The sequence below is a fragment of the Microbacterium sp. NPDC077184 genome (assembly GCF_040687055.1).
GTDB lineage: Bacteria > Actinomycetota > Actinomycetes > Actinomycetales > Microbacteriaceae > Microbacterium.
In genome coordinates this window covers 107,920-129,093 of record NZ_JBFBMM010000010.1, presented here as the reverse complement: position 1 = coordinate 129,093, position 21,174 = coordinate 107,920, and the positions used below count along the sequence as shown (strand labels likewise).

17 protein-coding genes are annotated in these 21,174 nt (G+C 71.0%); 2 read left to right on the top strand and 15 right to left on the bottom strand.

The features are described 5' to 3' along the window. Positions 1-8: 8 nt before the first annotated feature. The 5 genes from AB0O93_RS15840 to AB0O93_RS15820 all read right to left on the bottom strand — a co-directional run bounded on the left by AB0O93_RS15840 (position 9) and on the right by AB0O93_RS15820 (position 8,781). Entirely contained in the window at positions 9-1,484 is a 1,476-nt protein-coding gene (locus tag AB0O93_RS15840; protein ID WP_363344991.1) for a hypothetical protein, read from the bottom strand. Positions 1,485-1,675: 191 nt separating this feature from the next. Continuing rightward, positions 1,676-2,521 carry a transglutaminase family protein gene (locus tag AB0O93_RS15835; protein ID WP_363344989.1) on the bottom strand — a complete coding sequence of 282 codons (846 nt, stop codon included), beginning with the start codon at positions 2,519-2,521 and terminating at the stop codon, positions 1,676-1,678. Next, entirely contained in the window at positions 2,518-3,456 is a 939-nt protein-coding gene (locus AB0O93_RS15830; protein ID WP_363344987.1) for an alpha-E domain-containing protein, read from the bottom strand. The genes AB0O93_RS15835 and AB0O93_RS15830 overlap by 4 nt, the downstream gene beginning before the upstream one ends. After that, a complete protein-coding gene (locus AB0O93_RS15825; RefSeq protein WP_363344985.1) occupies positions 3,450-5,141 on the bottom strand; it encodes a circularly permuted type 2 ATP-grasp protein in 1,692 nt (563 codons plus the stop codon). The genes AB0O93_RS15830 and AB0O93_RS15825 overlap by 7 nt, the downstream gene beginning before the upstream one ends. A gap of 94 nt (positions 5,142-5,235) precedes the next feature. Further along, positions 5,236-8,781 carry a carbohydrate binding domain-containing protein gene (locus tag AB0O93_RS15820; protein WP_363344983.1) on the bottom strand — a complete coding sequence of 1,182 codons (3,546 nt, stop codon included), beginning with the start codon at positions 8,779-8,781 and terminating at the stop codon, positions 5,236-5,238. A 223-nt stretch (positions 8,782-9,004) separates the two neighbouring features. On the opposite strand from AB0O93_RS15820, the gene AB0O93_RS15815 reads away from it, so the two are divergent. Together AB0O93_RS15815 and AB0O93_RS15810 are read left to right on the top strand one after the other, a co-directional pair. After that, positions 9,005-10,585 (top strand): molybdopterin-dependent oxidoreductase, encoded by a 1,581-nt coding sequence (locus AB0O93_RS15815; protein ID WP_363344981.1) that lies wholly within the window; start codon positions 9,005-9,007, stop codon positions 10,583-10,585. An 87-nt stretch (positions 10,586-10,672) separates the two neighbouring features. Further along, complete coding sequence (locus AB0O93_RS15810) at positions 10,673-11,500, top strand: hypothetical protein (RefSeq protein WP_363344979.1); 828 nt, start codon at positions 10,673-10,675, stop codon at positions 11,498-11,500. A gap of 18 nt (positions 11,501-11,518) precedes the next feature. On the opposite strand, the gene AB0O93_RS15805 is transcribed toward AB0O93_RS15810, so the two are convergent. The 10 genes from AB0O93_RS15805 to AB0O93_RS15760 form a co-directional block, all read right to left on the bottom strand. Beyond that, positions 11,519-12,433, bottom strand: coding sequence for an alpha/beta hydrolase (locus AB0O93_RS15805; protein WP_363344977.1), 915 nt, complete (start codon positions 12,431-12,433; stop codon positions 11,519-11,521). Further along, positions 12,430-13,179, bottom strand: a complete 750-nt coding sequence (locus AB0O93_RS15800; RefSeq protein WP_363344975.1) for a 3-hydroxybutyrate dehydrogenase — start codon at positions 13,177-13,179, stop codon at positions 12,430-12,432. The genes AB0O93_RS15805 and AB0O93_RS15800 overlap by 4 nt, the downstream gene beginning before the upstream one ends. Continuing rightward, positions 13,176-13,850, bottom strand: a complete 675-nt coding sequence (locus AB0O93_RS15795; RefSeq protein WP_363344973.1) for a TetR/AcrR family transcriptional regulator — start codon at positions 13,848-13,850, stop codon at positions 13,176-13,178. Before AB0O93_RS15795 ends, AB0O93_RS15800 begins: the two co-directional genes overlap by 4 nt. Continuing rightward, positions 13,837-15,390 carry an AMP-binding protein gene (locus AB0O93_RS15790; RefSeq protein ID WP_363344971.1) on the bottom strand — a complete coding sequence of 518 codons (1,554 nt, stop codon included), beginning with the start codon at positions 15,388-15,390 and terminating at the stop codon, positions 13,837-13,839. Before AB0O93_RS15790 ends, AB0O93_RS15795 begins: the two co-directional genes overlap by 14 nt. Then, a complete protein-coding gene (locus AB0O93_RS15785) occupies positions 15,387-16,520 on the bottom strand; it encodes a branched-chain amino acid ABC transporter permease (RefSeq protein WP_363344969.1) in 1,134 nt (377 codons plus the stop codon). Before AB0O93_RS15785 ends, AB0O93_RS15790 begins: the two co-directional genes overlap by 4 nt. Then, complete coding sequence (locus tag AB0O93_RS15780) at positions 16,517-17,392, bottom strand: branched-chain amino acid ABC transporter permease (protein WP_363344967.1); 876 nt, start codon at positions 17,390-17,392, stop codon at positions 16,517-16,519. Before AB0O93_RS15780 ends, AB0O93_RS15785 begins: the two co-directional genes overlap by 4 nt. Then, positions 17,389-18,108: an ABC transporter ATP-binding protein gene (locus AB0O93_RS15775; protein WP_363344965.1), complete on the bottom strand. Its 720-nt coding sequence runs from the start codon at positions 18,106-18,108 to the stop codon at positions 17,389-17,391. Before AB0O93_RS15775 ends, AB0O93_RS15780 begins: the two co-directional genes overlap by 4 nt. Further along, on the bottom strand, positions 18,105-18,869 hold the full coding sequence (locus AB0O93_RS15770; RefSeq protein WP_363344963.1) for an ABC transporter ATP-binding protein: 765 nt from the start codon (positions 18,867-18,869) through the stop codon (positions 18,105-18,107). Before AB0O93_RS15770 ends, AB0O93_RS15775 begins: the two co-directional genes overlap by 4 nt. A 23-nt stretch (positions 18,870-18,892) precedes the next feature. Then, complete coding sequence (locus tag AB0O93_RS15765) at positions 18,893-20,092, bottom strand: substrate-binding domain-containing protein (protein WP_363344961.1); 1,200 nt, start codon at positions 20,090-20,092, stop codon at positions 18,893-18,895. Between the two features lie 233 nt (positions 20,093-20,325). Further along, positions 20,326-21,099, bottom strand: a complete 774-nt coding sequence (locus AB0O93_RS15760) for a carboxypeptidase-like regulatory domain-containing protein (protein WP_363344959.1) — start codon at positions 21,097-21,099, stop codon at positions 20,326-20,328. Positions 21,100-21,174 lie beyond the last annotated feature (75 nt).

The window sequence follows — 21,174 nt, the reverse complement described above, 5'->3', positions numbered from 1 at the left end:
CACGCGGGTCAGGACGCGCGGTCGCCGGTCGCGCGAACCGCGGTCAGCCCCGAGGGGCGCGCGACGACCGCGGGCGATGCGCCCGAGCCGACGAGGGGCAACAGGCGCCGCAGCTCGACGTTCTCCTGCGGGTCGAGCACGCTGTGCTGCACGCACGCGGGAACGAGACGCCCGTCCTCCGGATGCGACATCGCGTACATGCACGAGCCCAGACGCTCCTGCGTCTCCTTCAGCACCGGATCGTCGGCCTCGACGCCCTTCTCCATGAGGTCCCACGCGGGGGCCACCTGGGCGGCATCCATGAAGTTGTGCACCACGAAGGTCTTGAACGACAGCTTCTTCCGACGCGCTGCGCGCAGCATCCGTCGGAGCCCGCCGGCGCGGCGCACGACACGACGCGCGAGGCCGATGAGCGGGGGGATGTCGCCCGGGTGGGCGAGCACCGCGCGGACGACCTTCACCGCGAGGATGCCGCGCGGCACGTCGCCGAAGATCATGCCGCCGTGGTGCGCGAGGAAGCGGTCGCGGGCGGCGATGTCGGCCGGCTCTTCCGGGTCGAGCAGGGGCGCGAACATGCCGTCGACCCGCATCCCGACGGTGGAGCGGTTGCAGCGCGGATCGCCGAACTGCGTCGCCTGCCACGGGAGCTTCTGCCCCGCGCCCTTCTCGATGCGCTCCCAGACCGCGTCGATCGTGACCTCGCCGAAGTCTTCGCGCCAGCGCCGGTCGTCGCCGATGAACGCCGCCGGCTGGAACGACATCATGTCGTAGGGCATCTCGAGGACATCGCGGGTGACCTGCTCGACCTCGGCGACGTTCGACGGGGTGACGGTCATGTTGTGCGCGAGATAGCGGTTCACCCCGTGGTCGCGCTTGAGGTCGACGAACATCTGCGCGAATTTCTCGCGGAACGGGTTCAGCTCCGCCTCGCTGCGGGGCCGGACCGCACCGCGGCGTCCGCGCATGAGGGAGTCGAAATGCGCGGCGAAGGAGACCTTGTCGAATCGGGCCTTGCCGTCGGGACCGAGCACGACGTCGAGGAGGTAGTCGTAGTCGAAGTCGCCGTGGGTCATCGACATCGGCTCGCGTCCGGCGGCACGCATCGCCAGGAGCGCGGCGGCGTGGTCCTCGGCGGGGAGGAGGCTCACCTCGCCGCCGATGAGCTGGGCGTGGGCGCGCGGTCCTCGCTGCTGGCGGAGGAACCGCATCTGCGTCTCGACCTGATCGACGGTGTGGTCGCCGTCGATACGGACCTTGTTGGCGTCCGCCGAGTGGTAGCAGGGTGAACAGGTCAGGTTGCACTTCGGGAAGACGCCGTGCGTGCCCTCGCAGCCGACGGCGCAGCGGCCGAGGAGCTGGTTGTCGGTGCGGGCGTGTGCGGGCAGGTCTGCCCAGCGCTTGTCCAGCGCCGCGCGGGTATCCGGGTGGATGGGTCGTGTCGACAGCTCGAAATCGCGCCAGATCCGTCCGACGTCTATGTCCACCTCTTCGTTCTCGTCGTGTACGGCGTCGCGCGCCTCGGTGTTGTTCGGAGTCCCCCGCGTATCGGTTTCCGCTCCCCTGCCATCGAGACTGCATCCTCCCGCCGAAACAGCACGCGCGGCGCGCAGTCTCGACCGGAAGATGCAGTCTCGCGGTCACGGAGAGGGGACGGGGGCGGCGACGGATGCGGGGGTCAGGCCTCGCGGGTGATCGTGACCTTCACGTGCAGCTGACTCTTGAACGGGCCGGCGTAGACGCCGCGGAGCGGCGGGACGTCGTTGTAGTCGCGACCGCGGCCGACGAGCACGTGGCGGTCGCCGATCTCGATGTTGTTCGTGGGATCGAACCCCTGCCACTCCCCCGCGAAGAACTCGACCCAGGCGTGGGACTCGCCAGTGACCGCGACGCCGACCTCGGCATCCGGCCGCGGGTGGAGGTAGCCCGAGACGTAGCGCGCCGGGATCCCGACCTCGCGGAGCGCGCCGAGGGTGATGTGCGCGATGTCCTGACACACACCCTTGCGCGCCGTCCACGCCTCGCCCGCGGTGGAGTGCACCTCGGTGACGCCGTGGACGTACTCGACGGCGTCACCGATCGCGACGGCGATCGCGTGCGCCGCCTCCCCCGGACGCGAGTGCCGCGCGGCGATGCCGCGGGCGAGATCGGCCACCTCGGGGTGCGGGACGGTGCGGGAGGTCTGTCCCATCTGCTCGACCGTCTCGATCGAGCGCGACGCCTCCTGCGCCAGGTCGTGCCAGGTCACGTCGGCGTGCTCGAGGGGCCGTGGGCGCACCTCCACCAGGGAACGCGCCGTGATCGACAGCGACGAATGCGGCGAGAGCACGTCGAAGGACGCCACACGCGTGCCGAAATAGTCGACGTAGTGGTTGACCGAGGTCTGCGGCTCGATGTCGAGCGACGAATTCAGCACGAACTGGCTGTCGGTCGAGTTCGGCAGCATCCGGGCCTCGTTGTACGACGCCGAGACGTCGCCGGGGTAGGAGAACCCGGTCTGGTGCTCGATGCGCAGTCTCTTCATGAGATCTCTCCGATCCAGCTGGGCTCAGCCTGCGTGGGGAAGAACCGCGAGCGGATCGCCTCGGATGCCTCGCGCGTGACCTTCTGGACCCGCTGCATGTGCTGTGGCAGCTCGCCCAGGATCTCGGATATCGGGCGGTACTCGAGATCGTTGCGGATCTGCCCGAGGGCCCGGAGCACGGTGTTGGAGTGGCCGACCCGATCGGCGCGGGGGTCGATGGCGCTCATGCACTGCTCCGCGTGCTGGATGGAGAAGATGATCGAGCGCGGGAAGAGGCGGTCCAGCAGCAGGAACTCCGCGGCGTTGCGCGCGCTCGGCATTCCGCGGTAGGTGCGCAAGTACGCCTCGTACGCCCCGCAGGAGCGGAGGATCGTGGTCCAGGAGGGCCCGGAGACCTCGGTGAGCGACCGGGTGGCGAGCAGCCGCGCGGTCATGTCGGTGCGCTCGATGCTGCGGCCCAGGGTGAAGAACTGCCACGCCTCGTCCCGGCTCGTGGACGAGTCCACGACACCGACGGCGAGCGCCGTGCGCTCGCGCACCCACTGGAAGAAGTCGTGCACCTTGTCGGGATGCAGTCGTCGCGGCATCCGTGCGCTGGTGGTGTTGAGGGTCTCCCAGAGTTCGGTCGAGACGATCTCGCGCGCACGGCGGGCGTTCTCGCGCGCGGCGGAGAGGGCGTAGGCGATGCTCGCCGCATTCGACCGGTCGACGGCGAGGTGCTGGAGGACGTCTTCGCGCCGAACGGGGATGGAGGCGTCAGGCGCCAGCGCGGAGGAGCCCATGACGCCGAGGAGGGAGCGGCACGCGGTGTCCTCGTCCATCCACGGGTCCTCGAGGAGCAGCTGGAGGTGGACGTCGAGGATGCGCGCGGTGCCGTCGGCACGCTCGATGTAGCGCCCGATCCAGAACAACGACTCGGCGATGCGACTCAGCATGCGTCGTCACCCCCCGCCACATCCTGCGTCGACTGCTGTTGCTGCTGCTCCTGCTGCTCGGTGCGTGACCGAGGCCTGTCCTGCGGCGAGTGAGAGGGAGCGGGCTGGCCGTCGTAGATGATCGGGATCGCGGCGGTCACCGCCGCCTGGTCGGCAACGAGACCCGAGACCCCGTTGCCCTGCCCGTACTCGACGTGCGAGGGAGCCGAACCGCCGACGATCCACGTGTCCTTCGACCCGCCGCCCTGGCTGGAGTTGACCACCAGCTGGTTCTCGGGGAGGGCCACGCGGGTGAGACCGCCGGGGAGGACCCAGATATCGTCGCCGTCGTTCACCGCGAAGGGGCGGAGATCGGCGTGCCGGGGTCGCATGCCGTCCTCGACCAGCGTCGGGATCGTCGACAGCATCACGACAGGTTGCGCGATCCATCCGCGAGGATCGGCGAGGAGACGCTTGCGGAGGCTCTCCAGTTCCGCCGGCGACGCGTCGGGTCCGACCACGAGCCCCTTGCCGCCCGAGCCGTCGACGGGCTTCACGACCAGTTCGTCCAGCCGGTCGAGGACCTCCTCGAGCGCGTTCGGATCCTCCAGGCGCCACGTGTCGACGTTCTTGAGGATCGGCTCCTCGGCGAGGTAGTAGCGGATCAGGTCGGGCACGTACGTGTAGAGGAGCTTGTCGTCGGCGACGCCGTTGCCGACCGCGTTGGCGATCGTGACGTTGCCCAGGCGCGCGGCGAGGAGGAGTCCCGGAGCGCCGAGCATCGAGTCGGCGCGGAACTGCAGCGGGTCGAGGAAGTCGTCGTCGACGCGGCGGTAGATGACGTCCACGCGCTTCGGACCGCGCGTGGTACGCATGAACACCTTGCCGCCGACGCACAGCAGGTCGCGGCCCTCGACCAGTTCCACGCCCATGAGGCGGGCGAGGAGGGTGTGCTCGAAGTACGCGGAGTTGTAGACGCCCGGGGTGAGGACGACGACGTTGGGGTCCTCGATGCCACCGGGAGCCGAGGCCCGGAGCGCCGCCAGGAGCTTGTTCGGGTAGTCGCCGACCGGGCGCACCCGCATCGACACGAAGAGCTCGGGCAGCGTCTGGGCCATCACCCGCCGGTTGGAGATGACGTAGGAGACGCCGGACGGCACCCGCACGTTGTCTTCGAGCACGCGCATCTCGCCGTGCTCGTCGCGGATCAGATCGATCCCGGAGACCTGGATGCGCACCCCGTTGGCCGAGTGGATGCCGGCGGCCTGCCGGTAGAAGTACTGAGACGAGGCGATGAGGCCCGCGGGCAGGATGCCGTCGCGGACGCAGTGCTGGTGCCCGTAGGCGTCGTCGAGGAATGCCTCGAGCGCCTTGACGCGCTGCTTGACACCCGCTTCGACGCGCGACCACTCCTCGTAGGCGATGATCCGCGGAACCGCGTCGAGCGGGAACGGACGCTCCTCGCCGGCGAAGTCGAACGTCACGCCCTGCGCAAGGTAGGAGCTTGCGAGCGAATCGGTGCGGCCGCGCAACTCCTCCTGCGTCATCTGCGCGAGCGCCTGGTAGAGCTCCCGGTAGGCCTCCCGTGAGGGTGCGGGAGCACCGGGATGATCGGGACTGCCGAACATCTCGTCGAACGCCGGGACCCCCGAGGGGGTCTTGCGGGGCGCCACCGTGGAGCCGTAGCCGTCGAACAGATCACCCATGCGAAGACTCTAGTCCGGGGGGTGTTACCGGAGTGTGTCGACCTGCCGGTCGGGGCACCGGTGCGCGAGATGTGCGCACCGGTGCCCCGACAGGTCAGGCGCGTCCGACCTTCCGGCGGACCAGGACCGCTCCGAGGAGGAGGAGCAGGGCCGCGATCATCGCACCGGCGAGTCCGTTCCCGCCGCCGGTGACCGCGAGGTCACCGGAGCCCGAACCCGTGCCGGTACCCGCGCCCGAACCCGTGCCGGGAGTCGAGCCGGGGCCGGATCCGGGGGTGGACCCGTCACCGTCGCCAGGACCGCCGTCCCCGTCGCCCGAACCGCCGTCGCCGTCGCCGTCGCCGTCACCGGGCCCGGGGGTCGGGTCCGAGATCTCGGCGAGCGTCTGCACGCGGTCCACGCTCACCGCACCATCCGCGGCGGCGAACGGAGCGGCATCGGCCGCGGCATCCGTTCCTCCGAGGAGGATCTCGTAGCCGGTCACGGCCGTGCGGCCGAACCCGTCGTCCGCCGCGCCTTCGGGCTGCTCGACCGAGCGGTCGAACGCGTCGAACGGCAGCTGCACGAAGCGCCAGCCGGCCTCGCCGTCGACGAAGCTCGTCTCGAAACGCTCTGCGGTGTCGGGTCCCTGGTACACCCGGATGTAGTCGACCTTCAGCTCCTGCGGGAAGGTCAGCGTGTCGGCGAGCGGGCCGCCGAAGTTGCCGCCCACGGCCATGTTCATGATCAGGAAGAACGGGTGCTCGTACACCCAGTCGCTCGGGGCGACGTCCTCGGGCGTGGCGGTGTGGAAGAGGATCTCCTCGCCGCCGTCCCGCTGGACGTACCAGCGGATCTCGCCCTCTTCCCACTCCACCGAGAACGTCAGCCACTGGCCGCCGAGGTTCTCACCGAAGTCGTACGTGTCGCCGTATGCCTGACCGCCGGAGTAGCCCGGCCCGTGGATGGTGCCGAAGATCTCCTCGGGGAGCTTCCCGACGAACTCCATGATGTCGATCTCGCCGGTGCGCGGCCAGCCGACCTCGCGGAAGTCGTTGCCGAGCGACCAGATCGCCGGCCAGATCCCCGCTTCGCCGTCGGGCATCTGTGCCCGCGCCTCGATGCGCCCGTGCTTGACCTCGAGCTTGTCCTCGGTGACCAGACGCGCGGAGGTGTACTGGCAGTCGCCGTACCAGCACTCGAGGCCCGCCGCGGCCGGATCCTCGACCGCACGGGTCGTGATCACCATGTTGCCCTCGCCGTCGTGCGCGGCGTTGTCGGTCGAGTCAGTGTAGTACTGCAGCTCGTCGTTGCCCCAGCCCCAGCCACCGGTCTCGTACGTCCAGTAGCGGGGATCCGCGGGGGTGCCCGCCGCTGCGTCGAACTCGTCCGACCAGCGCAGTTCCCAGTCCTCGGATGCCGCGGCCACGGGCTCGCCGTCCTGCACGCGCACCGTCACCTCGCCGCCGTCGCCCTGGCCCTGGAACCAGAAGCCCAGACCTTCCTGGTCGCTCATGTCGCGCGGCTCGGCGAACGTCCGGCCGAAGCCCCCCGTGCCGTCACCGTCGACCGAGACGTCGAGGACGTTGTCCCATCGGTTCTGGTCCGCGTAGGCATCGGCATCCGTCTCGGCGATCTCCCGCGTCGACAGCGTGGCGCCGCCGACGGGGTCGAGTCCCGCGGTGCCCTTCTCGAAGTCGTCGATGATGCCCGGGATCGCCGGGTCGGCATCGACGATGCTGACGCGCGCGAGGGCGAGGGGGTTCAGCTCCGCACCGACCGGGTTCGACAGGCGCACGAGGAAGGTCTCGTCGACCTCCGCCTTGCCGTCGGCGATGGTCGGCACCGTGATGGTGGCGTCGCGCTCGCCGGCGGGGATCGTGACGGTTCCCGAGGTGGTGACGTAGTCACGGTCGGCGGTGGCCGACAGGTCCTCGGTCGAGGTGCGGTCGGTCGCCTCCTCCGTGGTGAAGCCGACCGTGACGTCGGCGTCCGATGCCCGCGTCAGGCGCACGGTGACCTCGGCGTCCTCGCCCTCCGCGACGGTGAAGATCGCCCGCGCGGTGTTGATGACGACCGGACGGTTCGCGTCCGACGCCCCCACGAGGGTGATGTCGTCGATGGCGATGTCGGCGGTGACGGCCGGGGAGGTCTGCTCCACGCCGATGCCGTACCCGTGCATCTCGGTCAGGGTCAGCCCGTCATCCGGGGCACCGTTGCCGATGTTCTTCCGCGTGAAGTCCGCGAACGGCAGCTCCACGAACCGCCACCCCGACCAGTCGTCGACGAACCGCACCGAGAACCGCTCGGCGTCATCGACCGTCGAGTCCGGGTTGCGGTTGTCCAGCAGGTCCACGAACATCGGCGCGCCCGAGTTGCTGCCCCGCATCCAGAAACCCACCCCGCGGGCGTCGCTCCAGTCCTGCGTCTGCCACGACGAGCCGTCCTCGGTGAACGTGTCGATCACCACAGCCCACGACGCCGTGTTCATGCCCAGCGCCAGCACATCGTTGTCGGATGCCGCGCCCGGACGACCGGCATCCGCCGACCGTTCGAACGTCGGAACGTTCCCCGCACCCTGCGCCGAGAACCACCCCAACGGCGGCACCGCCGCAGGATCCCCCAACACCAGCTCCGCCTCGAAATCCTCCACGACGTCGGTGAGGAGCGACAGCTCACCCGCAGCGACCTCGTCGTCGTCGCGGATGAGGATCTCGGCGCGTGAGGCTCCGAGCGTGGCGCCGGAGGCGTCACTGAGCACGACCGCGAACGAGCGGTTGCCCCCGGCGACGTCGTCGCCGATCGTCGGAACGGTGATCTGCGCGTCCTGCTCGCCGGCGGCGAGCGTGAGCGTCTCGGCGACGGCGGTGTAGTCCGTCCCGGCGACGGCCGAACCGTCCTCGGTGGACACCGACACGGTCACCTCCGACGCGGATGCCGCGGACAGGCGCACCGGGATGACGGCGTCCTCGCCCTCGGTGACGCTGAGGGAGGTGGTCGTCACGCCGACGCTCGGGGCGACGTCGGCCCCGGCGTAGAGGGAGACCTCGTCGAGCTTGATCGTCGCCTTGCCGCTGACGGCGGGGAAGAGGAGGCCGCGGACGAAATCGAGGTCGAGCGTCCCGTCGGCCGGGGCGCCGGAGTCCTGGAAGTCGGTGCCGTACGAGAACGCCGAGAACGGCAGCTGCACGAGGCGCCACCCGGCAGCAGCGAGCGGGACGTCCACGTCCCACCGGTCGTGCACGGCGGAGGAGCCGCTGACGGCGTCGAGGATCTCGACCTGGATGGTCGCGTCCGCGCCGTCGCTGTGCATCCAGAACTGCACGCCGTCGTAGGCGCTCCAGTCCTGTGCCGGAGCCCCGCCGGTGAACTCGTACCCGATGCCGCCGAAGAACGGGTCGGCCGTCAGATCGAAGCCGTAGGAGAGCACGCGCTCATTGGGCTCGGTGTCCGACCACGATCCGGTCCCGGCCTCCGCCACCGCCTGGATGCCGGCACCGGCAGCGCCCCACTGGATGTGAGTCGAGTCGCCCGCCTCGTAGTCGTACAGGGTCGTGACGGTCCCCTCGGCCGCCGTCGCGGCAGTCGGCACGAGGCCGGCTCCCAGGAGTGAGGCGAGTGCAGCTGCGGCGACCGCGCGCAGCCCGATGATCCTTCGCATCGATTCAGACATCCTCGTCGTGTTCGGTGACCCCGTGCGGCATCGCAGCGTGGGAGCGTTCTCAGAGAGCGCTCCCACGCACCCTAGGCGGGCGTCGCCGGACGTGTCAATGTGTCCGCTCACATCGCCGCGCGCGCTCCCCGAGGTGTCAGGGTTGCCGCACAGACCTTATGGATCTGTGACGTCCGCCCCGCGCCCACGCGCCCGGACGTACGCTGAACCCGTGCCCGAATCCGCCCCGTCGCGCCGAGTCCCGCGCCCCCTCGCCGCCCTCGCGGGCGTGGCGTCTGTGGTGCTCGGCGCGGGCATCGGGGAGGCCGTGGCGGCGCTCGTGGCCCCGGCATCCAGCCCCTTCGCCGCGATCGGCGGCGGGCTCATCGACGCCGCACCGGCATGGGCGAAGGATGCCGCGATCGCCCTGTTCGGCACCGGCGACAAGGTGGCCCTGCTCGTCGGCATCGCCGTTGTGCTCCTCGCCGTCGCCGCTGTCGCCGGCCTGCTCGAGGTGGCGCGCCCACCGTGGGGGCGCGTGCTCTTCGCGGCGATCGGAGTCGCAGGCGCGATCGTGGCCGCCACGCGGCCGGATGCCGGACTTCTGGCCTGGATCCCGTCGGTGATCGCCGCCGCGGTCTCGGCCGGCGCGCTGTGGTTCCTCGCAGGACGACTCCGGCCCGCGGCCGCGGCGACCCCGAGCGCGTCCGACGAGGACCGCTCCCCCGGTCCGTCGCCCGCGCCGGACCGCCGCACGTTCCTCGCGTACAGCGGCGGGGCGGTGACCATCGGCATCCTGGCGGCCTTCGTGGGCGCCATCCGCACCTCCGGCACGGTCGCCGTGGACGCGATCCGCTCGGCGCTGCGCCTTCCCACCCCCGCCGTGGCGGCGCCCCCGGTCCCCGCGGGAGCCGAGCTCGACCTCCCTGGCCTCGCTCGCGTCATCACCCCGAATGACGCGTTCTACCGGATCGACACCGCCCTCGTCGTCCCCGAGATCGATCCGGCCGACTGGAGTCTCCGCATCCACGGCATGGTCGCGCGCGAGATCACGCTGACCTGGGACGAGCTCCTCGCCCTCCCTCTCCGCGAGAGCGTCACCACCCTCGCCTGCGTGTCGAACCCGGTCGGCGGCGACCTGATCGGCAACGCCCGGTGGCTCGGCTATCCGATCCGCGAGCTGCTCGCCCGCGCGGAACCGTCGGCGGATGCCGACATGGTGCTGTCGTGGTCGATCGACGGCTTCAGCGCGTCGACCCCGATCGAGGCGCTCACCGACGAGCGCGAGTCGATCCTCGCCGTGGGGATGAACGGCGAGCCGCTCCCCGTCGAGCACGGCTTCCCGGTGCGGATGGTCGTGCCCGGCCTCTACGGCTACGTCTCGGCGACGAAGTGGGTCACCGAGCTCGAGGTGACGCGGTTCGACCGGAAGCAGGCCTACTGGTCCACGCGCGGCTGGTCCGAGCGCGGACCGGTCAAGCTGCAGTCGCGCATCGACGTCCCCCGCCGCGAGCAGGGCCTCCGCGCGGGCGACACCGTCATCGCCGGGATGGCCTGGCAGCAGCACGTCGGCGTCGCCGGCGTCCAGGTGCAGATCGACGACGGCCCCTGGCAGGACGCGACCCTCGCGACGGCCATCTCAGACGACACCTGGGTGCAGTGGAGCTTCCCGTGGACGGCGACGCCCGGCGATCACGTCCTCCGGTGCCGCGCGGTGAGCGCCACCGGGGACGTGCAGACCGCGGATCGCGCCGCCGTCGCCCCCGACGGCGCGACCGGGTACCACGAGCGCTTCGTCCAGGTTTTCACCTGACCCGCCGTTGCCGTCGGGGGTCATCAGCGCGCGTCGATCGCCCTCGTTTCGCGGGTGGATACCCAATGAGTGTGGTGTGATCGAGGAATGCGTCCGCCCCTCTGGAGTGCGCGACAGCGTCTCCCTCTGGCGACCGCAGTCGGGATCTCCACCGTGCTCGTCCTCACGGCGTGCTCGGGCTCGCCCCTCTCCGTGGCGGATCCGATAGCGCATGCGACGGCTCGCGGGGAGGTCGCCGACACCTCCCGCAGTCTCTACCGTGTCGCCACCGACACGATCGATGACTACGCCCGGTGGGCCGATGCGGATACGCAGACGTCGAATGTGGTGGAGCTCATCGGGTTCGAGGCCTACCCCGGCGCCGTCCACGGTGAACCGTTCGGGGCTTTGACTTTCCGCGCAACGGTGCCGACCATCTCCTCCGCCGATCCTTACGTCGCCTGCTTCGAGTCGCAGTTCGACTACTGGGGCGTCGCCACCGAGCAGTTCAACGACTGGGACAACGATAGGGCGGTTGCGTACGACGTCTCGTGCCCGCCCGACGCCGCTCGCATCGCGCCCCCGATCGACGATCGTCCGGTCTACGTCGTGCCGGACGGTACCGAAGACCTGGTTCTGGAGATCCTCACGAATGCGCCGGCAGCGGCATCCGCCGACGACATCGTCGGTCAGGTGACCGAACGCATGCCGCAGCCGACGGGCGACCGGGAAGTGCCGTTCGAACCTCGCGCGATGGTGTCGGACGGCGACATCGGCTTCGCGATGGGCGATGCGGACGACTGCCTCCTCGTCGCGCGTCGCGACGGTGGGGTTCAGGTGCTGTCCGTCCCGCGGATTCTCCTTCAGCCCGGAGAGCTGGGGTGTTCCCCCGACACCGCGTTGCGGCCCATGGAGCAGCTGCGGCCGCCACACTGACGACCCTCGCCGCGCCCGTCAGCGCGCGAGCTCGACGCGCAGGCGCTCGGCGATCCGCCGGCCACCGGCATCCGACATCACGACGGTGTAGTGGTTGAACCCGTCCCATTCCTCGTGCGCGACACCCGGGTGCGCGGCCAGCAGCGCCGCCAGGTGCGTCGGCGGGTAGAGCCCCGGCACCTGGTCCTGCAGGCCGCGCGGCACGGTCACGAACGAGGTCGGATGCCGCAGCGCCGCGAGCGCGTCGGGAACGGTCGTGGATCCGCCGTTGAGGTCCACCGTGTCCTCGACCGTGGTGGCATAGCTCGTCGCCGGCCGGAACCCGTCGCCGTCCGCAGTGAGGTCGTAGGCGAAGTACGCCTCGATCACGTCGTCCCACACCTCTCGGAAAGCCGGATGCGGCCTCCAGAAGTCGAGATACTCCTCGGGCCCCGCGAAGCGCATGCGCAGCCGGTCGGCGGTGGGTCCGAGGATCGCGGCCACGAGCTCCTCGGCCGACAGCCCGGCGGGGGTCGCCAGCGGCAGCCCCCCGTCCACGAGCACGAGGCGCGTGACGAGGCCGGGGTGCCGGTGCGCGAAGGCGACGGCGACGAACGCCCCCATCGAGTGCCCGACGACGATTCCGGGTCTCAGGTCGAGGTGCGCGAAGACGGCCGCGAGGTCGTCCGCGTGCGGGGCCATGCCGGCGGTTCCTGCCACGCCGTTGCTCCGCCCGCGTCCACGCAGGTCGGGGGCGACGAGGCGCACGCCCTCGAGATGGGCGGCGGTGTGGGTCCACGCCAGGTGCGACGCCGTGACCCCGTGCACGAGGACGACCGTGGGCGCGTCCGGGTCGTCGGGCCCCCAGATCCCGACGGTGAGCGCGCCGCCGCGGACGGGGACCTCGACGGTCCGGTGGGCGACGGTGTCGGCGTCGCTGTCGGAGCGGATCATCGCGCGGTCCATCCGCCGTCCATGGCGAGGCTTGCGCCGGTCATCATGCCCGCGGCATCCGTCGCCAGCCAGCCGGCGAGGGAGGCGACCTCCTCCGGGGCGACGAGGCGCTTGACGGCCGACTCGGTGAGCATGATCTTCTCGACAACCTCACCCTCGGGGATGCCGTGGATCCGCGCCTGATCGGAGATCTGCTGCTCGACCAGGGGCGTGCGCACGTAGCCGGGGTTGATGCAGGTGCTCGTCACACCGTGAGGGCCACCCTCGAGGGCGACCACCTTCGACAGCCCCTCCAACGCGTGCTTGGCGGAGACGTAGGCGACCTTGAAGGGGCTCGCCCGCAGACCGTGCGCGCTGGAGATGTTGATGACACGTCCCCAGCCGCGCGCGTACATGTGCGGGAGCGCGGCGCGCACGAGCAGGAACGGCGACTCGACCATGATGCGATGGATGAGGCGGAAGGTCTCGGGATCGTACTCGTGGATCGGTGCGACCTTCTGGATGCCCGCGTTGTTCACGAGGATGTCGACCTCGAGCGACAGATCCTCCTGCGCGACCGTGTCCGAGAGATCCACGACCCACGCCGACCCGCCGACCCGCTCGGCCGCGGCGTGCGCGGCATCCGCGTTCCGGTCGGCGATCGTGACGTGCGCGCCGCGACGGGCGAACTCCTCGGCGCAGGCGAGGCCGATGCCGCTCGCGCCGCCGGTGACGAGGGCGCGGCGGCCCTCCAGGTCCTGGGTCATGCGGATCCTTCCGTGCTCGCGCGGGGAGAGAGGGCGTTGCGGATGAACCGGGCCATGTCGTCGACGACGGATGCCGGCATCTCGGCGGGCGGGGCGCCGTCGGCGTCGCGCTCCCACAGCAGGTAGCGCATGCCGATGAGCTCGCCCGCCCCCATGAGCGCCCACGCCGTCACCTCGGGATCGAGCGCCTCGTCGACGTCGCCCTCGGCCTGCGCGGCGCGCAGGCCCGTCTCGTAGCCCTCGACGATGCGCGTGTAGTGCAGGCGAAGCGTCTCCGGGGAGACGAACTCGGCCTCGCGGACGACGCGGTACAGCGCGGGGTGGGCCGCGGTGAAGCGGAAGAACCCCTCGAAGCCGGCGCGCTCGGCGCTGATGCGGTCGGTCGCCCCGGCCATCGCCTCCGCCATCGACCGGCGCACGCGGCGGTTGAGGTCGATGACGAGCTCCTCGAACACCTGCTGCTTGCCGTCGAAGTACAGGTAGAACGTGCCGAGTCCGATCCCGGCGTGCTCGGTGATCTTCACGATCGACGCCTCGTGATAGCCGAGGTCGGCGAACACGTGCTCGGCGGCCTCCAGGATCCGCCCGCGGGTCGCCTCACCGCGCGAGGTCAGCGGCTTCCCCGCCGCGGACAGCGGGCGCGGTTCGGTGTGCGGGTCAGCGACGCTCATGGGCGTCCTCCTCGACGAGGGTCCGGGCGCGGGCGCGCAGGACGGAGCGGGCGGGCTTGTCGAGCGCGGTGCGCGGCAGGTCGTCGACGAAGACGTACCGGACCGGCACCTTGTACGCGGCGAGGACGCCGCGGGCGTGGGTGTCGAGCTCGTCGGCGCCGAGCGGCGCGCCGGGGGCGCGCGCGACGAAGGCGACGCCGCGCTCGCCCCACACGGGGTCGGGGGCGCCGACGACGGCGACGGCCGCCACCGCGGGATGCGCGGAGAGCACCTGCTCGATCTCCGCCGGAGCGACGTTCTCTCCGCCGGTGATGAAGATCTCCTTGATGCGGTCGACGACGCGGAACACCCCGGCACCATCGCGGTGTACGAGGTCGCCGGTGCGCAGCCATCCGTCGTCGAGCGCCCGCGCGGTCGCCTCGGGGTCGTCGAGGTAGCCGGAGAATACGCCGGGGCCGCGGACCCAGAGCTCGCCCGTCGCCGCCCCCTCCAGGGTGAGACCGGTGATGTGGTCCACGACGCGGGTCTCGACGTGTCGGTACGGTCGGCCCACCGCGCCGGGATGCGCGGCGGCCTCCGCCGCGGGCAGGTGCAGCACGTTCGGGCCGGCCTCGGTGAGCCCGTAGCCCTGCACGAGCGGGACGCCGCGGGCGGCCCACGCGTCGGCGAGCGCCGGGTCGATCGTCGCACCGCCCACGAACGCGTGCCGCAGCGACGACAGGTCGGATGCCGCGAACCCGGCGTCGTCGGCGAGCATGCGGTACTGCGTCGGAACGCCCATCATGGCGGTCACGCCGCGCTCGGCGATGAGCTGGAGGACGCGCGCGGGCTGGAAGGTCCGCTCGAGCACGACGGTCGCTCCGGCCCACCAGGCCAGAAGCGGCTGGACGTTCCAGCTCGCGACGTGGAACTGGGGCAGCATCGCCAGGACGACGTCGGCCTCGGTGAGCTGCAGCGCTCCGGCGAGCGAAAGGTTCGTCCAGAAGCACGAGCCGTGGGTGAGCACGACCCCCTTCGGCGCCGCTTCGCTGCCGGAGGTGAAGATGACCAGCAGCGCGTCGTCGTCGCGGACCGGCCGAGGCGGCACGGCGGCGCCGCGGCGGGCGGGGATCTCGCGCTCGATGCCGGTCGTCCCGAGGAGCGCGGTCGGGACGGCGTGCGGCATCCGTTCGCGCGTCTCGCGGGCGAGGGCGATGTGCTCCTCGTCGACGAGGACCAGCGCCGGGTCGGTGCGAACGGCGAGCGCGGCGAGTTCGGCGGGGGTGAGCCGCCACGACAGCGGCACGAGCGCGAGACCGAGCCGGGCGCAGGCGAAGAACGCGACGATGTGGTCGATGGAGTTGCCCGACAGGGTCGCGACGCGGTCGCCCGGCCCGTATCCGGCAGCGCGCAGTGCGTCGGCGAGGGCGGCGGCGCGTGCGTCGAGCGCGGCGTAGGTGATGGTCACCCCGCGGTCGTCGACCGCGATCCGCGATCCCGACACGGCGGCCCGCTCGGGCAGCCAGCGTCCGAGCGTGTGGGCCCCGTCGCCGGCCGTCACGCGCTGACCTCCGTGCGGGAGTCCGCCGCGTCGTCCATGCGGGTCAGCTCCGCGCGGGCGCGCTCGCCGCGCCGGCGGCGGATGGCGGCGTCGACGGTGCCGGCGATGCCGCCGGGGAGGAAGAGGACGACGAGGATGAACAGCACGCCGAGGAGGAACAGCGGCTCGGACAGGGGCACCCGCAGGACTCCTGGCAGGTCCTGGATCCACTCGGCCCGCGCGAGCACCGTCAGCCGCTGATCGAGGATCGTGTAGAGCACACCGCCTACGATGGCACCCCAGCGGAAGCCGACGCCACCGAGGACCACCATGACCAGGACGGTGATGGTGAGGTCCGCTCCCACGGCGCTCGGCTGGGTGCCCGATTGCAGGAGCATGTACGCGATGCCGGACAGCGACGCGCAGCCGGCGGCGACGATGAACACGGCGAGCTTGGCGCGGTAGGGGTGGAGACCCAGCACCTGTACGCGCAGCTCGTTCTCGCGCGTCGCCTGGGCCAGGTGGCCGAGACGGGAGCGATCCACCCACAGCACGACCAGGTAGACGACGACGAGCACGACGAGTGTGAACCAGTACAGGTTGCGGGTGTTGACGACGCCGACGAGCCACTCCGGCACGTGCTCCACCGGCAGGCGGAGTCCTTCCTCCCCGCCCGTGACCTGCTGGTTGCGACGGACGAGCACCGATCCCGCCTGCGCGAAGGCGAGGGTGACCATCGCGAACGGGATGCCGTTCACCCGCATCGCGACGCTGCCGGTGACGAGGGCGATGACGAGCCCGCCGAGGAGCGCGATGAGGATGCCGGGCCACAACGGCACCTCGAGGAAGCGCAGCGCGACCCCGAGACCGTAGGCGCCGGCGCCGAAGTACAGGGCGTGGCCGAACGACAGCATCCCCGAGGTGCCGAGCAGCAGGTTGTACGAGAGGGCGAGGGCGGCGAACACGAGACACAGCGACAGGAGCGCGAGCGTGCCCGGCGTGTAGGTCGGGCCGGGCAGGATGCCGGGGATCGAGATGTTCAGGAGCGGCAGCACGGCCATGACGACCACGAGCACACCGCCGACGAGGAAGGGGAGCGCCGAGCCGAGGCGCCCGCGGACGAGGGTGGGGACACCGGTCGTGGTGGTCATGCTTTCCTCCCGAGGATGCCCCGCGGCCGGACCAGCAGGACGACGGCGAGGAGGGCCACGACGATGAAGTCGCCCGTGCCGTCGAGGTAGAAGTTGGCGAACTGCTGGAGCACCGCCACGAGGACGGAGGCGATCGCGGCGCCGGTGAGGGATCCGAGCCCGCCGATGACGGTCACGATGAACGCGAAGATGAGCAGCGTCGAGCCCAGGTGCGCCGAGACGAAGGTGAAGTAGTGCATCGCGAGCACGCCGCCGATGCCGGCGGCCGCTCCGCCGATGGCGAAGACGAGCGTGAAGGAGCGGCGCACGTCGATGCCGAGCGCGGTGACCATGGAGCGGTTCTCCACCCCGGCGCGGATGATCATGCCGTAGCGCGTCTTCTGCAGGAACAGCACCAGCGCGGCCAGCACGAGGACGGCGGCGATCATGAGCACCCAGTAGGTGTTGGGGATGCGCGCGCCCAGCACCTCGGTGGTCTCGCGCAGCCAACCCGGCCCGTTGATGTTGATCGGGTCGGTGCCCCAGATTCCTTCGAAGAGCGCGACGGCGGCGAACGAGAGGCCGACCGTGATGAGCACCTGCTCGATGTGGCGCTCGTAGAGCGGCCGGATGAGCACGAGCTCGGTCAGTGTCGCGAAGACCGCGCCGACGACGGCGCCGACGGCGACCGAGGCGAGGAACGACCCCCACGAGTCGGTGCCGAGGGTCCGCGCCACCTGCCAGCCGATGAACGCGCTGAGGGTGAGGAACGCGCCGTGCGCGAAGTTCAGCACGTGCATGAGGCCGTAGATGAGGCTGAGTCCCGAGGCGACGAGGAAGTACAGGGCGCCGAGGCCCACGCCGGTGATGAGGATGAGGACGACGCCGCTCATGCGTGCACCTCCCCACTCACGCCCAGCAGACGCATCGTGAGCGCCCGGTCGTCGAGGATCGACGCCGCGGTGCCGGTGTGCACGACCCGGCCGCCGGCGATGACGACGGCGTCGTCGGCGAGCCGGCGGACCACCTCGAGGTTCTGCTCGACGAGGAGGATCGGTACGGTCTTCGCCGCCTCCCGGAGGGCGTCGGCCACCTGGGCGACGATCTTCGGGGCGAGGCCCTTCGTGGGCTCGTCGACGAGGAGGATGCGGTTGTCGTTGAGCAGAGCGCGGGCCACCGACACCATCTGCTGCTGGCCGCCCGAGAGGGTGCCGGCCATCTGGCCGCGGCGCGCGACGAGGTCGGGGAACAGTTCGGCGACGAACTCCCGCCGCGGATTCTTGGTGCGCTCGGCGAGGGCGAGGTTCTCGGCGACGCTGAGCTTGGCGAAGACCTCGCGGTCCTCCGGGACGTAGCCGACGCCGCGCTGCACGATGCGATGCGTCGGGAGGGTGTCGATCCGCTCGCCGGCGAGGGTGACGGTGCCGCGTCGGGAGATGAGCCCCAGGATGCCGCGCAGCGTGGAGGTCTTTCCCACGCCGTTGCGGCCGAGGACGGCGGTGATGCCGACGGAGGGCACCGAGAAGGACACGTCCTGGACGACCTGCTGCCCGGCGATCGATCCGGAGAGGTGCTCGACGGTGAGGATGGGCTCGGCGGCGGCGCTCACGCGGCGGTCCCGAGGTAGGCGCTCTGCACGGTGGGGTTCTCCATGATCCGCTGCGGGGTGTCGAAGGCGATGATCGAGCCGGAGTACATCACCGCGACCCGGTCGACGAGCCCCATGAGGACGTCGATGTGGTGCTCGACCATGAGCACGGTGGCGCCGGTCTCGCTCTGCATCCGTCGGATGGTGTCGACGAGCCCCGGGACGTCGCCCGACCCGACGCCGGCCATCGGCTCGTCCAGCAGCACGATCGAGGCGTCGGTGGCCAGCAGCACCGCGATCTCGAGCTTGCGCTTGTCGCCGTGCGAGATGTCTCCGGCGGCGGTGTCGCGCTTGTGCTCGAGGCCGACGAGCGCGAGCTTCTCGAGCGCCGTCGCGGTCGCGGCATCCGTCCGACGGGGAAAGCGCAGCAGCGAGTAGCTGCCGCCGCGCCTCACCTGCGCGGCGAGCCGCACGTTCTCGAGCACGCTCAGCCGCGGGAACAGGCTCGAGGTCTGGAAGGTGCGCCCCAGCCCCGCCCGCGCCCGCTGGGGCACGGACAGACCGGTGATGTCCTCGCCGTCCATGAGGACGCGGCCCGCGGTGGGGCGCGCGATTCCGGAGAGGACGTTGAACAGTGTCGTCTTCCCGGCGCCGTTGGGGCCGATGACCCCGACGAGACTGCCGGCGGGGACGTCGAGGTCGACGTCCTCCAGGATGGTCGCGCCGCCGATCTGCAGGCCGAGGCCTTCGACACGGAGCGCGGACGGGACAGGGGCGTTCATGATGCTCCTCGGAGGGCTTCAGGTCACGGGGCTTCGGCGGGCGCGACCGACTCGGCGTCGACCGTGCCTACGAGCTCAGGGACGAGTTCGCCGTCCTCCGTGACGAGCTTGACCTGGTACATCTCCTGGATCAGCGCGTGGTCGCTCGCCCGGACCGTGGTCTCGCCCTTCGGTCCGTCGAAGGTCCAGCCCTCGAGCGCCGCGATCATCGCGTCGACGTCGCCCTGTCCCTCGCCGACGGCCTGCACGAGCATCAGCGCCGCGACGAAGCCGTCCGGGGTGAAGAGGTCGGGCGTGCCGCCCTCGGCTTCGACGGCCTCGATCATCGCGTCGTTGACGTCGTTGTCGGGACCGCCGGGGAAGTAGTGGTTCAGGAAGCTGATCTGCTCGGATGCCGCGCCGTAGGCGCCGAACGTGGCGGCGTCGCCGAGGCCGGTGACGACGGGGATGTCATCGAGCACGCCCTGCTGGCTCATCGCCTGCCACATGGCGCCGGAGGTCGCACCGGCCCAGGCCACGAAGACGAGGTCGGGGTCACCGGAGAGCACCTGCTGCGCGAACGGCGTGAACTCGGTGACGTCCTCGGCCACGAGCACGCTGTCCACCTCGGCCCCCATGCCGCCGAGGATCGCGGTGACGGCCGCCTCGTTGCCCTGGCCGAACGCATTGTTCTGCGCGAAGACGGTGACCTTCTTGCCCTCGATGTCGTCGAGGAACCCGCCGGCGGTCGCCACGTCCTGCGCGGACTGGCGACCGGTGCGGAAGGTGTACTCGTTGATGCCGGTGACGGCGTCGGCCGCGGCGGGTCCCGAGAGGAAGAGCACCTGGTTCTGCGCGGCCTGCTCGGCCAGCGCCAGGGCGACGCCCGACGACGCGCTGCCCGCGAGGATGTTGACGCCTTCGCCGATCAGCTCCTTGGCGATGGTGACGGCGGTGTCGGGGTCACCGGCGTCGTCGCGGTAGACGACGTCGAGCGCGATGCCGTTCACCTCGTTCGTGCCGTCGGTCGCGTAGTCGAGGCCCGCGCGGAAGCCTTCGAGGTACTGCTCGCCGTAGCCGGCCAGCGGGCCGGTCTCGCTCGTGATCACGCCGACGGAGATCGACGCGGGTCCCTCTTCGCCGGCCTCGCCGCCGGGCGCGGCCGTGGTCGGCGCGCACGCGGCCAGTGCGAGGGCGGCCGTGGCGACCAACGACCCCAGGAACAGCTTCTTCGGAACGCGCATGGCACTCCCCTTTCACCTTTGAAAGCAAGACATGAGACCCGATTCAGGTCTCTCCCATCATGAGGTGTCCAGGTCGACGTGTCAATCGGCGTATCGTGCCGCGAGCGCGACGAAGGTCCCCGAGACGCGGATGAGCGCGGCGGGAGGAGCGTCGTTCGAGGGTCCGATCACGCGTCGCTCCGCGTCGAGATCGGCGGGACTGCGCGTGACGCGCGTTGTCCGAACGCCTCGTCTCACCCGGTGACGGGAAGCGGTGCGGGTGTCCGGACGGTGAACTCCGCCACCGCCGTGTGGCCGCTCTGGCCGGTGACGACGATCTCGTAGGTGCCCGGCGTCGTTCCGGCGGGGATCGTCAGTCGCTGCGACAGCGAGCCCGCGTCATCCGTCGTCGCCGACAGCGGGGGGATCGAGGAGGGTCGCACCTCGATGCGCACCGTGTCGCCGACCGGGAACCCGGCTGCGGTGAGCTGCAGGGATTCGGACGGGGCCACCGTGGACCGATCGAGTCGGAGCTCGACGATCGCCGGGGTGAGCGGCACCTCGATGCTCGTCGTGGTGTTCGTCCGGACGAGCGCCCTCGTCTCCGACGTCTGGAATCCGCGCAACTCCACCCGCACCCCGTAGTCGTCGATCGACAGCTGAGGGAAGCGGAAGACGCCCTGCGCGTTCGTCACGGTGACCAGATCGATGCCGGGCTCCGTGGGGATGATCGTCACCTCGGCGCCCGGGAGTGCCGTACCGGTGCCGGCGATGACGACCGTTCCCGTGAGGTTTCCCTTGAGGGGGCTCTCGTCCTCAGGGTCGGGTGCCGCGGTCGGCTGCGTCGACGGCGACATCGACGGCGAGGCGACCGGGGTCGGCGACGCAGTGCTCGTCGGGTTCGCGTCGGCGGAGGCCACGCTGCCGGCCGTTCCGACCGTGAGGATCGCGGCCACGGCGGACGCGGCGGCGATCACCGCCCATCGGCCGCGTCGCTGGGCGGGCACGGGGAAGAACGGCAGTCGCACGGGTCGGGCTCCTTCGGCGGTCACGCGGCACAGGTGCGTTCGACCCTACCGGGCGGGTGCCGCGTCGGGCCTGAC

What these genes read in the sequence shown, in the direction of transcription:
- AB0O93_RS15780 (WP_363344967.1), bottom strand. Translation starts at nt 17,392, where the DNA reads ATGAGCGGCGTCGTCCTCATCCTCATCACCGGCGTGGGCCTCGGCGCC.
- AB0O93_RS15805 (WP_363344977.1), bottom strand. Translation starts at nt 12,433, where the DNA reads ATGATCCGCTCCGACAGCGACGCCGACACCGTCGCCCACCGGACCGTC.
- AB0O93_RS15795 (WP_363344973.1), bottom strand. Translation starts at nt 13,850, where the DNA reads ATGAGCGTCGCTGACCCGCACACCGAACCGCGCCCGCTGTCCGCGGCG.
- AB0O93_RS15835 (WP_363344989.1), bottom strand. Translation starts at nt 2,521, where the DNA reads ATGAAGAGACTGCGCATCGAGCACCAGACCGGGTTCTCCTACCCCGGC.
- AB0O93_RS15820 (WP_363344983.1), bottom strand. Translation starts at nt 8,781, where the DNA reads ATGCGAAGGATCATCGGGCTGCGCGCGGTCGCCGCAGCTGCACTCGCC.
- AB0O93_RS15825 (WP_363344985.1), bottom strand. Translation starts at nt 5,141, where the DNA reads ATGGGTGATCTGTTCGACGGCTACGGCTCCACGGTGGCGCCCCGCAAG.
- AB0O93_RS15765 (WP_363344961.1), bottom strand. Translation starts at nt 20,092, where the DNA reads ATGCGCGTTCCGAAGAAGCTGTTCCTGGGGTCGTTGGTCGCCACGGCC.
- AB0O93_RS15770 (WP_363344963.1), bottom strand. Translation starts at nt 18,869, where the DNA reads ATGAACGCCCCTGTCCCGTCCGCGCTCCGTGTCGAAGGCCTCGGCCTG.
- AB0O93_RS15800 (WP_363344975.1), bottom strand. Translation starts at nt 13,179, where the DNA reads ATGACCCAGGACCTGGAGGGCCGCCGCGCCCTCGTCACCGGCGGCGCG.
- AB0O93_RS15830 (WP_363344987.1), bottom strand. Translation starts at nt 3,456, where the DNA reads ATGCTGAGTCGCATCGCCGAGTCGTTGTTCTGGATCGGGCGCTACATC.
- AB0O93_RS15785 (WP_363344969.1), bottom strand. Translation starts at nt 16,520, where the DNA reads ATGACCACCACGACCGGTGTCCCCACCCTCGTCCGCGGGCGCCTCGGC.
- AB0O93_RS15810 (WP_363344979.1), top strand. Translation starts at nt 10,673, where the DNA reads ATGCGTCCGCCCCTCTGGAGTGCGCGACAGCGTCTCCCTCTGGCGACC.